Origin of the sequence: Bacillus sp. 204(2023) (genome assembly GCF_037027505.1) — a bacterium.
GTDB lineage: Bacteria > Bacillota > Bacilli > Bacillales > Bacillaceae > Bacillus > Bacillus subtilis.
On sequence record NZ_JAXCHE010000005.1, the window covers coordinates 196,410 to 208,239 of the forward strand.

12 protein-coding genes are annotated in these 11,830 nt (G+C 42.0%); 9 read left to right on the forward strand and 3 right to left on the reverse strand.

The window, feature by feature from the left end:
* Position 1: 1 nt before the first annotated feature.
* Positions 2-1,399: a Fe-S cluster assembly protein SufB gene (gene sufB, locus WA279_RS12515; protein WP_003228608.1), complete on the forward strand. Its 1,398-nt coding sequence runs from the start codon at positions 2-4 to the stop codon at positions 1,397-1,399.
* A 581-nt stretch (positions 1,400-1,980) separates the two neighbouring features.
* A complete protein-coding gene (locus WA279_RS12520) occupies positions 1,981-3,423 on the forward strand; it encodes a hypothetical protein (protein WP_206647960.1) in 1,443 nt (480 codons plus the stop codon).
* A 205-nt stretch (positions 3,424-3,628) separates the two neighbouring features.
* Here WA279_RS12520 and WA279_RS12525 read toward each other — a convergent pair whose 3' ends face one another.
* Both WA279_RS12525 and sspG read right to left on the reverse strand, forming a co-directional pair.
* Positions 3,629-3,904, reverse strand: a complete 276-nt coding sequence (locus WA279_RS12525) for a hypothetical protein (protein WP_003243521.1) — start codon at positions 3,902-3,904, stop codon at positions 3,629-3,631.
* Positions 3,904-4,050 (reverse strand): acid-soluble spore protein SspG, encoded by a 147-nt coding sequence (gene sspG, locus WA279_RS12530; RefSeq protein WP_015384584.1) that lies wholly within the window; start codon positions 4,048-4,050, stop codon positions 3,904-3,906. Before sspG ends, WA279_RS12525 begins: the two co-directional genes overlap by 1 nt.
* Positions 4,051-4,208: 158 nt before the next feature.
* On the opposite strand from sspG, the gene WA279_RS12535 reads away from it, so the two are divergent.
* The 7 genes from WA279_RS12535 (at position 4,209) to frlD (ending at position 11,065) form a co-directional block, all read left to right on the forward strand.
* A complete protein-coding gene (locus tag WA279_RS12535) occupies positions 4,209-5,327 on the forward strand; it encodes an NAD(P)/FAD-dependent oxidoreductase (RefSeq protein WP_336155520.1) in 1,119 nt (372 codons plus the stop codon).
* Positions 5,328-5,429: 102 nt separating this feature from the next.
* Positions 5,430-5,804: a nucleotide excision repair endonuclease gene (locus tag WA279_RS12540; RefSeq protein ID WP_003228617.1), complete on the forward strand. Its 375-nt coding sequence runs from the start codon at positions 5,430-5,432 to the stop codon at positions 5,802-5,804.
* 215 nt (positions 5,805-6,019) lie between these two features.
* Positions 6,020-7,006 carry a fructosamine deglycase FrlB gene (gene frlB / locus WA279_RS12545; protein WP_336155521.1) on the forward strand — a complete coding sequence of 329 codons (987 nt, stop codon included), beginning with the start codon at positions 6,020-6,022 and terminating at the stop codon, positions 7,004-7,006.
* Between the two features lie 80 nt (positions 7,007-7,086).
* Positions 7,087-8,355 carry an ABC transporter substrate-binding protein gene (locus WA279_RS12550; RefSeq protein WP_336155522.1) on the forward strand — a complete coding sequence of 423 codons (1,269 nt, stop codon included), beginning with the start codon at positions 7,087-7,089 and terminating at the stop codon, positions 8,353-8,355.
* Between the two features lie 57 nt (positions 8,356-8,412).
* Positions 8,413-9,291: a carbohydrate ABC transporter permease gene (locus WA279_RS12555; protein WP_014477910.1), complete on the forward strand. Its 879-nt coding sequence runs from the start codon at positions 8,413-8,415 to the stop codon at positions 9,289-9,291.
* Positions 9,292-9,294: 3 nt separating this feature from the next.
* Positions 9,295-10,197, forward strand: coding sequence for a carbohydrate ABC transporter permease (locus WA279_RS12560; RefSeq protein ID WP_014477909.1), 903 nt, complete (start codon positions 9,295-9,297; stop codon positions 10,195-10,197).
* A gap of 13 nt (positions 10,198-10,210) precedes the next feature.
* Positions 10,211-11,065 (forward strand): fructosamine kinase FrlD, encoded by an 855-nt coding sequence (frlD, locus tag WA279_RS12565; protein ID WP_336155523.1) that lies wholly within the window; start codon positions 10,211-10,213, stop codon positions 11,063-11,065.
* A 24-nt stretch (positions 11,066-11,089) separates the two neighbouring features.
* On the opposite strand, the gene frlR is transcribed toward frlD, so the two are convergent.
* Positions 11,090-11,818, reverse strand: a complete 729-nt coding sequence (gene frlR, locus WA279_RS12570) for a transcriptional regulator FrlR (RefSeq protein ID WP_014480777.1) — start codon at positions 11,816-11,818, stop codon at positions 11,090-11,092.
* Between the last annotated feature and the right edge of the window lie 12 nt (positions 11,819-11,830).

Here is an 11,830-nt window from a genome sequence, read left to right on the forward strand (position 1 = left end):
GATGGCTAAAAAAATGCCTGATATTGGTGAATACAAGTATGGTTTTCACGACAAGGACGTTTCCATTTTCCGTTCAGAGCGCGGATTGACAAAAGAAATCGTAGAAGAAATTTCTCGCATGAAAGAAGAGCCTCAATGGATGCTTGATTTCCGCTTGAAATCACTTGAGCATTTCTACAATATGCCGATGCCTCAATGGGGCGGAGATTTAAACTCACTGAACTTTGACGAAATTACGTACTACGTAAAACCGTCTGAGCGTTCAGAGCGTTCTTGGGATGAAGTTCCTGAAGAAATTAAACAAACATTCGACAAGCTCGGTATTCCTGAAGCTGAACAAAAATACCTTGCGGGTGTTTCTGCTCAGTACGAATCTGAGGTTGTATACCACAACATGAAAGAAGATCTTGAAGCGCAAGGCATCGTCTTTAAAGACACTGACAGCGCGCTGAAGGAGAATGAAGATATTTTCCGTGAGCACTGGGCAAAAGTAATCCCGCCGACTGATAACAAGTTTGCGGCGCTTAACTCAGCTGTTTGGTCCGGCGGTTCTTTCATCTACGTGCCTAAAGGCGTGAAGGTTGAAACACCGCTACAAGCTTACTTCCGTATCAACTCTGAGAACATGGGTCAGTTCGAACGTACACTGATCATTGTTGACGAAGAAGCAAGCGTTCATTATGTTGAAGGCTGTACTGCGCCTGTTTACACAACAAACTCACTTCACAGTGCGGTCGTTGAGATCATCGTGAAAAAAGGCGGCTACTGCCGTTATACAACGATCCAAAACTGGGCGAACAACGTTTACAACCTTGTAACAAAGCGTACAGTCTGTGAAGAAAACGCAACAATGGAATGGATCGACGGCAACATCGGTTCTAAGCTGACAATGAAATATCCGGCTTGTATCCTAAAAGGCGAAGGCGCGCGCGGTATGACGCTTTCTATCGCTCTTGCGGGTAAAGGCCAGCATCAGGATGCAGGTGCGAAAATGATTCACCTTGCACCAAACACATCATCTACAATCGTATCAAAATCGATTTCAAAACAGGGCGGAAAAGTAACGTACCGCGGAATCGTCCACTTCGGACGCAAAGCGGAAGGCGCCCGCTCTAACATCGAGTGCGATACGCTCATTATGGATAACAAATCAACTTCAGACACAATTCCTTACAATGAAATCTTAAATGATAACATTTCATTGGAGCACGAAGCGAAAGTGTCTAAAGTATCTGAAGAGCAGCTCTTCTACTTGATGAGCCGCGGTATTTCTGAAGAAGAAGCAACTGAAATGATCGTAATGGGCTTCATCGAGCCATTCACAAAAGAGCTTCCAATGGAATACGCAGTTGAAATGAACCGTTTGATTAAGTTCGAAATGGAAGGTTCTATCGGTTAATACAGAAAACCCTTGTCACATTAATGCTTGTGGCAGGGGTTATTTTTTTATTTTTACTTTGAGTTTTTGTTCTTACTCTTACTGCTCTATGGGATTGTGAATAAACGAGTCGTCCGTTTTGAAGATTTTTTTCGGTTATGATGACTTAAAATTTGAAAAATATATTTTTTATCAGTAGAGATACCTACTTGATGCAAATAGACTATATACTCGGGGATAAAGAATAAGTTGGAGGATACTACCATCTTTTTTGAATTAAGTGTATACTTAAAAAGTAATATGTTTTGTTAAATAAAATAGATGTCATCATGAGTGGTTTAAGATGTAAATGTTAAAACTAACGATTATATTACGAACCTAATCGGAATTTATTATGTAATAGGTCATAAGGTTCGTATTTATGTGGATAAATCGTAAATAGCCAAGTTAAAAATAGTTGTAATCTTAAATAGAATGAACTATGAAATTAAAGCATTAGAGGTTTATACATGATACGAGTTTATTATTAACTCGCTAATATAAGATCAAATTTAATTTTGTTTATTTTAGAATTACATAATAAAAAACTAGGAGATGAAGGAATGAAACATGATATGATTCCAGCAACCTCTTCAATAAACCCACATCAGAAAGAAAATCTAAATTTGAAAGAAATTGAGTCAGGCCTAATGACATATTTACAAGAAATGGGGCTGCCAACTCAATCTGTACTTGTACCCGTTGAGCATAGGATAAATGTATTTAGAAACTTACCAGCTTCTTTAGAGAGACTAAGTAACGAGGGGAAAAGTAATTCTTTATATATATCAAAATTTGTTGCTGCTGTTACAGCCGGTTTGTTTGATTCCGCCTTAAATTATTTATGGGATGAAACTATAAACGAATTGAGAAATAGAGTAATTCATTATGATATAAATTACTTTTTTGATAATGCAGTGAAAAGTCAAGAAAAAAGAAAACGTTTAAAAGATGAGAGCGATTTAGACAAAATAGATGATAGTGAGCTAATATATGGTTCTCGAGAGATTGGTTTAATTTCTGAATTAGGATTTAAGCATTTAGACTATATAAGATATATGAGAAATTGGGCAAGTGCAGCTCATCCAAATCAAAATGAGTTAACAGGATTACAGTTGATAAGTTGGCTGGAAACTTGTATAAATGAAGTTATATCACTACCTCTATCAAATATTACAATTGAGATAAAAAAGTTACTTACAAATATTAAAGTAAATACAATTAGTGAGGAAGAAGCCAAACAAATTGCTACGTTCTTTCAAGATTTTTCAAAAGAGCAAGCTAATAATTTAGCCCAAGGTTTATTTGGTATCTACACTAGACATGATACTACTGTTCAAGTTAGAGAAAACATCCATAGATTATTACCATTTTTATGGGGATTTGTAGATGAAGAAACAAGAAATCTTTTAGGTGTGAAATATGGAAAATTCGTTGCAAACAATGACCAAGATGAGCAAAATAATGCCCGCTCTTTTTTAGAAGTTGTAAATGCTGAATCTTATATTCCAGATGGATTAAGAGCTACAGAAATTGAAACGGCTTTAGAGAATTTATTATCCGCTCATAGAGGTATTAATAATTTTTATAGTGAACCTCCATTAGCAAGAGAGCTTAAACGTTTAGTAGGTGATTCAAGTCAAGTACCACAACAAATTAATACTCATTATGTTAATACATTAGTGGAAGTTTTCTTAACTAATGGTAATGGAGTAGCTTGGGATGCTGAAACTATTTACTTAGAGCTAATAAGACAATTTAATGCTAATCAGGCTTTAATAGCAATACTGTCTTTTGACAATGAAATTATTTCTTCTAGGTTGCAACATACGTTATGTCAAAAGAAATTCAAGGAATTACTCGAGATTGTAAGAGTGAAAGTCACTTCACAAGCAGTCTTAGAGTTAATTAATGCAATAGAAGCATTTAATGGTCCCTTAGATAAGATTAAGAAAGACTCGTCTTTTGAGAGAAAGGTCAATGCTTTAAAGCAAATAATTCAGTGATTTAAGTCCCAAACTCAGTTTGATTAGAAATTACAAAAGTATAGTGTAACAAGCTTTGCTCAATTTATCTTGTATAGTTCATTGAGATTTAAGTTCGAAATGAAGGTTCATTCGGTTAATTCTTTCATAAAAAGGACGTGACTGGTTTCAGTCGCGTCCTTTTTGTATTGAGAAGAAAAACCGCTGGCCGAGGGGCCGCGGTTTTTTACTCTTCTTCTGTCTCTTGATTGATAATTTGCTTTACAGATGATCTGCTGTTATTTTCTCTGTTCATCTCTCGCAATTGAGTATAAGCCATATCGAATTCCTCTTTTGTCATCTGCTTTGCGGCTAATGCAGAGCATAATATAGCAAAAGCAATTGGCATTGTATCAATGTGAATGTCGATATGGACCTCTGAGTTGCCGCTGTTTTTGATAACAGATTCAGTAGTGGGTATCTCTTGAGTATGTCTGTTGAGAGGAATGATGTTTTCGTTCATTAGTCTTCTCCGTCTTGTGACTGCGCCTGTGCCTGATCCTGATCTGTATTCACGTTGACCACGACTTTTGCATTACCGCTGTTTTGGACTTTTGCGACTGCCGCATCGCGTCTGTTTTCTTCATTTTCATGACGATTTTCGCTCATGGTATCATCCTTTCTCTATTGATAGTGACAGGATATTCGATAGGAGAGTAAAGAGATTGGACGAACTTCGCGGTTTTTCCACATTAGGGCAAAAGGTCGAAGGAAAGCATTTGATTTGGTAAAATGAATAGACATTATAATAGAAAAGGTGTTTGCATATGAAATCGTACATCATCGTCGGCGCAGGGATTCTGGGCGCGTCGACGGCTTATCATCTCGCAAAATCAGGCGCTCGCGTTACTGTCATTGATCGGAAAGAGCCGGGACAAGCGACTGATGCGGCGGCAGGGATCGTCTGTCCTTGGCTCTCTCAGCGCCGCAATCAGGATTGGTATCAGCTTGCTAAGGGCGGGGCGCGATACTATGCGGATTTAATCAATCAGTTGGAAGAGGACGGAGAAACGGATACAGGATACAAACGTGTCGGTGCCATCAGCATTCATACTGACGCGTCTAAACTCGATAAAATGGAGGAAAGGGCATATAAGAGACGGGAGGATGCGCCGGAGATCGGCGACATTACCCGCTTGTCTGCAAGTGAAACGAAAAAGCTGTTTCCGATTTTAGCTGACGGCTATGAATCGGTTCACATCAGCGGTGCCGCCCGTGTGAACGGAAGAGCGCTGTGCCGGTCGCTTTTAAGCGCTGCAGAGAAACGCGGCGCAACGGTCATCAAAGGAAATGCATCTTTGCTTTTTGAAAACGGAACAGTCACCGGCGTGCAAACAGATACAAAGCAGTTTGCGGCTGACGCGGTCATTGTGACGGCGGGAGCATGGGCTAATGAGATATTGGAGCCTCTTGGCATTCATTTTCAAGTGTCATTTCAAAAAGCGCAGATTATGCATTTTGAAATGACAGATGCAGATACAGGATCGTGGCCGGTTGTAATGCCGCCGAGTGATCAGTACATTCTTTCGTTTGATAACGGCAGAATTGTAGCCGGCGCCACACACGAAAACGATGCCGGTCTTGATGATCTTCGTGTGACAGCCGGAGGCCAGCACGAAGTATTGAGCAAAGCGTTAGCCGTTGCACCGGGTCTTGCTGATGCCGCTGCAGTTGAAACAAGAGTGGGCTTCAGACCGTTTACACCGGGATTTCTGCCGGTCGTAGGGGCCGTGCCGAATGTTCAAGGCCTGTACGCTGCAAACGGTTTGGGTGCTTCTGGACTGACGATGGGGCCGTTCTTGGGTGCAGAGCTCGCAAAGCTAGTTCTTGGAAAGCAGACAGAATTAGACCTTAGTCCTTATCATCCAGCCGGAGCACTTGCATAATAAGTAAGAGCATAACAAACAAATATAATAAAGCTGTTCTAGCTTTTCTTTTCTGTATGTGTTAGCATTTATCTTTAATGAAAAAGAGGACGTGAACTGATTTTGATAAAAATTGATATACCCGCACCGAATGTCACCATCACTGAACGACAGCAGTCAGCTAATGATAACGAGCCGAAGATAAAACCGATTCACGGATTCATCGACTTTCACCAGATCCCAAGGGACAAAGGCGGCATTTTTATGTTTTACAACATTCATGACGAGCTGCTGTTTGTCGGGAAAGCCAGAAAGTTAAGACAGAGAATTAAGAAGCATTTCGAAGACACTGTTTCACCGATCAAACATCACAGAGATGAAGTTTATAAAATTGAGGTATGTGTAGTTGATGATCCAATGGAAAGAGAGATTTACGAAACATATATCATCAATACACAGCACTCGAAGTACAATATAGACAAGGTATTTTTTAAATAAGACGTCAGTCTGCGGATTGAACAGCGAAGCCAGAGCTTAAGTCAAGTTCTGGCTTTTGATTTGGGCATTTTTTCGCATATAGACCCTTTGTCTGTCATTCGAATAAATTATTGAGAAATTTCAGAAAATAATATTGACAATCCTACCCGTGGACTTTAATATAACAATATATAATGTTATATAACGTTATATAATAAAAACGGGGAGTGAAGGATTTGAGTCAGGCCACAGCAAAAGTAAATCGTGAGGTTCAAGCTTTCTTGCAGGATTTGAAAGGGAAAACCATTGATCATGTATTCTTTGTCGCATGCGGAGGGTCTTCTGCCATTATGTATCCGAGTAAGTATGTGTTTGACAGAGAGTCAAACTCAATAAACTCCGACCTCTACAGCGCCAACGAATTTATTCAGCGCAACCCTGTTCAGCTTGGTGAAAAGTCTCTTGTTATTTTGTGCTCGCATTCGGGAAATACCCCGGAGACAGTCAAAGCTGCTGCGTTTGCAAGGGGCAAGGGCGCACTTACGATTGCGATGACGTTTAAACCGGAGTCTCCTTTAGCGCAGGAAGCGCAATATGTTGCCCAGTACGATTGGGGTGATGAGGCGCTTGCGATCAATACAAACTATGGCGTTTTGTATCAAATCGTTTTTGGAACCCTGCAAGTATTAGAAAACAATACGAAATTCCAACAAGCAATTGAAGGCTTAGATCAATTGCAGGCTGTATATGAAAAAGCCCTTAAGCAGGAAGCTGACAACGCCAAGCAATTTGCAAAAGCCCATGAAAAAGAAAGCATTATTTATACCATGGCAAGCGGTGCAAACTACGGTGTCGCTTACTCCTACAGCATCTGCATTCTCATGGAAATGCAATGGATTCATTCCCACGCCATTCATGCCGGAGAATATTTTCACGGACCGTTTGAAATTATTGATGAATCCGTGCCGTTTATCATCCTGCTCGGTTTAGATGAAACAAGACCTCTTGAAGAGCGGGCGCTTACCTTCTCGAAAAAGTATGGCAAAAAGCTCACTGTGCTTGATGCTGCATCTTACGACTTCACTGCAATTGACGATTCAGTTAAAGGCTATCTTGCTCCGCTCGTTCTCAATCGTGTGCTGAGAAGCTATGCAGACGAGCTGGCAGAGGCGAGAAATCATCCTTTATCTCATAGAAGATACATGTGGAAAGTTGAGTATTGATCTGAAAATGAAGAACCATTATGCATTAGACTATAATGTTATATAACGTTATAGTCTAATGTCCAGAGGAGGCCAACCCTTTGAAGAAAATGTTGTTGTTCTTGATCATTGCAGCTGTCAGTATGCTCACCATCGCAGGCTGTTCGAGCCAAAGCAGTTCAGCGGACGGAAAGGTGACATTGAAATTTTTCCACAGATGGCCGAAGGAGCCGGAAAAAAGTTATTTTGAAGAGGTTGTTAAGGAATTTGAAAAAGAACACCCAGATATCGATATTCAAATTGAAGCCGTTTTAAATGACTCCTATAAAGATAAAATTAAGGTCATGCTGGGAACCACCAGCCCTCCTGACATTTACTTCTCTTGGAGCGATGAGTTTGCTTTTAAATTTATCAGAGGCAATAAAGCACTTGATCTCTCGTCCTACTACAAAAATGACATCGATTGGTCATCACAGCTCGTTCAATCGCAAATTACACCATTTACTTATGAAAACAAGCAATATGGCGTGCCGTGGCAAATGGACGCTAAATCATTCTTCTATAATAAAGACATTTTCCAAAAGCTGCATCTTGATCCCCCGAAGACGTGGGATGAATTAATCGATGTGTCAAAAAAGCTGAAAGAACATGGCTACACACCGATCAGCTTCGGAACAAAGGCGACTTGGACAATCTCGCACTATATCGGCACGCTTAATCAGCGGATGGTCGATGAAAAAACACGGGAAAAGGACTATAACGCCAAAACGGGTGAATTTACTGATGAAGGCTACGTAAAAGCACTTGAAAAGCTTCAAGAGCTGATGCCTTACTTTAATAAACATGTAAACTCCGTCGACCACGAATATGTGAGACAGCAATTTAAGAGCGGAAAGTCGGCGATGATATATGCGGAAACAGCGGAAATCAAGCTGGTTGAACCGGTTAATCTCGGGATGTTCCCATTCCCTGAAATCAGTGGGCAGAAAGGATCCTCAGAAGCGTTAACGGGAGCGCCGGAAGGATTCATGATTTCCTCAAGAACAAAACATCCGAAGGAAGCAATGGAATTTTTGCAGTTCTTGACGTCGAAAAAAATGGGCGAAAAGCTCGTGAAAGATGTCGGGAAATACAGTGCAGTGCAAGGTACGGCTACTGAAGAAAATGCAACAGCCATTCAGCGTGAAGCAGTTCAGCATATTGTTGATGCCAAATCAATGGTTCCATGGTTTGATATGGATGTCGATGTTGAAGTCGCAGATGCGTACCTAACGGGCGTCCAGCAAATGCTTGGCGGCGACATGACACCGCAGCAGGTGATGAAAGCCGTTCAAAAGGCAGCAAAGCAGGTGAGGGCGTCAGCTGAATAAATCAAAGAAAAGGTGAAGCTTCGCACCTTTTCTTTTTATAAAGGAGATGAGATACCCTTGGTCAATCAGAATAAAATAATCCCCTATTTGTTTTTGGTGCCCGCTCTCGTTTTTTTACTTTTCGTTTATATCCCGATTTTTGAGAATGTATTCCTCAGCCTGTTTCAGTGGAGCTCATTTTCTCCGGAAAAAACGTTTATCGGCTTAAAAAACTATGTTGAATTATTTCATGATCCTGTCTTTTATCAGGCACTTACCAATAATGTGCTTTATGCAGTGATCTCAATTGTATGCCAGGTATTTGGCGGTTTGATTTTGGCGGCGGTGCTTGAGGATAAGCTGGTCAGAAAATGGTCGCCGTTTTTTCGTACCGTTTTCTTTTTGCCGGTTGTCATCTCAATGACGGTGATCGCGCTTTTGTTTGATTTTATTTACAATCCGGAGACAGGGCTTTTGAATCAGCTGCTTCAGGCCATCGGTCTTGATCAGCTGACGAGGGCCTGGCTCGGGGATGACAGCACAGCTATGCTTTCTGTCATTTTTGTGTCCCAGTGGCAATCTGTCGGTTATATTGCGATGCTGTACATCGTGTCGATTCAAAAAATACCGGATGAACTGTATGAAGCGGCCCGGCTTGACGGCGCGGGTAAAATTCAGCAGTTTTTTCATATTACTGTTCCCCAGACGAAAGAGATGTCTTTTGTTGCGGTGGTCATGACGCTGACCGGGGCCTTTACGGTCTTTAATGAGCCGTACATTTTGACAGGCGGCGGGCCGGGAAACGCGTCAGAAGTCTTGAGCACGTTTTTATATAAAAGCGCCTTTACTAAGGATATGATGGGCTACGCCTCAGCGATTGCTACTGTCGTGTTAATCATTACGCTTGCATTATCGCTCATGCAAATGAAGTTCTTTAAAACCGGAAAGGAGGAGTAACTGATGCTGCCTCAGAAGAAGACAGATTCGTTCAGATTGGAGCCTGTGCCTGACCAGCACATTGAGGTGAAAAGAAAGCCTAGACGAAAATGGTATATCGGAGAAACGTCTGTGTGGGTTTTTCTGTTTCTTTATTTGATTGCGATTGCCTATCCGCTTCTCTGGATGGTGATGAGCGCCTTTAAAAACTCTGACGATATTTTTGAGCACAGCTGGTCGCTGCCGTCTTCGTGGCATCCGGAAAATTTTGTTTCCGCCTGGAACCAGGGGATTTCTTCTTATTTTATGAACAGTGTCATCGTTACGGCGCTGACGTGTGTGATCACTGTCTTTATCAGTGCATGGGCAGCGTATGGCCTTTCCCGGTTTGAGTTTAAAGGAAAAGGATTCTTTTTGGTGCTATGTCTTGGCGGATTGATGCTGACGCCGCAGGTCAGTCTTGTGCCGCTTTATTCTATTATTCAGTCGCTTGGCCTGTACAATACGTATTGGGCGTTAATCCTGCCGTATGCGGCTTATCGGATCCCATTCACCATCATTTTGATCCGCTCTTATTTTCTTTCTATTTCAAAAGAATTGGAGGAGGCGGCCTATTTGGATGGGTGTACAAGTTTTGGAGTATTTTTCAGAATTTTCTTACCAATGAGCGTGCCGATTTTGGTGACATCCGGCATTTTGACGGCTTACCATACATGGAATGAGTTTATGTTTGCGATTATTTTCATAGATGATGAGAATTTACGGACCATTCCAGCCGGGCTGATGCAGTTCAGAGACGCGCTGCAGACAGACTGGGGCGTCCTGCTGGCGGGGTTAACGATTTCAGCCGCGCCGATTATTATTCTATTTTTATTGATGCAGAAATATTTTGTCCGCGGGATTGCAAGCGGCAGTGTAAAAGGATAAAGGAGGAAGCGCTATGAAATTGATTGCGGTTGGAGATAATGTTGTAGATTACTACCAGGATCAAGAAACATTTTACCCGGGAGGAAATGCCTTAAACGTTGCTGTGCTTGCCAAGCGGCTCGGGCATGAGTCTTCCTATATCGGAATCATCGGCAATGACGAAGCCGCGGCGCATCTGTTGAACGTTCTCAAGCTGGAGCAGGTTAATGCAGATTATATTCGCCAGGCGCACGGAGAAAACGGGATGGCGATTGTCACCCTTGATGAACAGGGGGACCGCATTTTTGTCAGATCAAATAAAGGCGGCATTCAGTCCAGGCTTCGCCTCGCGTTTCAGGAGAAAGATGTATCTTTTATCAGCGGGCATGATCTGCTGCATACGAGCGTGTACAGCAGGCTTGAGAACGATCTTCCGCAGCTGTGCGGGCTTGTCCCTGTCTCATTTGATTTTTCAACCAATCGGGAGGATGATTATTTGAGGAGGGTCTGTCCTTATGTGACGTATGCGTTTTTTTCAGGAAGCGATTTGAGTGAGTCGGAATGCGGTGAGCTTGCCAAAACAGCTCATGGGTACGGAGCCAAAATGGTTTGTATGACCCGAGGGGGCCAAGGAGCAATCCTGTCTGCGGGTGAGCGAGTCTATCATCAGCCGATTGTGGAAACTGATATAATAGATACACTTGGAGCGGGAGATTCTTTTATAGCAGGCTTTTTGACTGCCTTTTGCGTGAAGCAGGATATAACGTACGCTTTGCGCCAGGCTGCTGAAACGGCTGCGAAAACATGCGGTGTGTACGGAGCTTTCGGCTATGGCTATCCTTATCGCTTGGAGGATGGGGGAAGCAGTGAAAAAACGAGAATACTATAAGCAGTGTCTCGTTTTTTATGCCTGTTATGTGTAGGGGCTGTTGATGGTAAAAGTGACACGGTTTGTGTGCATCAAAAACAATGAGCAATAGATTGGCTGGTCGTTTGATGTAAAAGCCGTTTTATCAATTTCAAACAGCGCATCCCCGATATCACAATCCAGGTATTTGCTTTCCTCCTGTTGGGCATATACAACGTTTAATAGCTTCGTATTGTGCGTGGGTACAACTTTGTATTGCTGTTTCAAAATATCATGCATGGAGACGCCGTCAGCAATAAAGGTATCAATGCCGGGAAACAAATCAAGCGGATAATGCGTCACTTCAAAGGTGAGAGGCTGATCATCATTATATAAAATCCGTTTTAATTCAACGACAGGGCTCTCGGGATGGATTTGAAGCTTTTCTGCGATGGGTTTTGACGCTGGAATGATGTCATGGGACAGCACATGATGCTTCGGTTTTTTGCCGGTTGATTCCATAAATTCCGAGTAGCCGTTTACAGCGATCAGCTCTCGTTTTAATTTAGGGCTTTTAACGAACGTTCCCTTTCCCTGCTGCCTGATCAGATAGCCTTCTTCGACTAAATCGAGAATGGCTTTCCTGACGGTGATGCGGCTGACGTTATACTTTGTGCAAAGCTCGTTTTCGGTAGGCAGCTTGGCGGTTGGGGAATACACGCCCTTTTTGATGTCATCAGTGATGATTTGTTTTAGCTGAATGTATAAAGGTGTAGAACTTCCGTTGTTTAACAAAGGGTAGCCTCC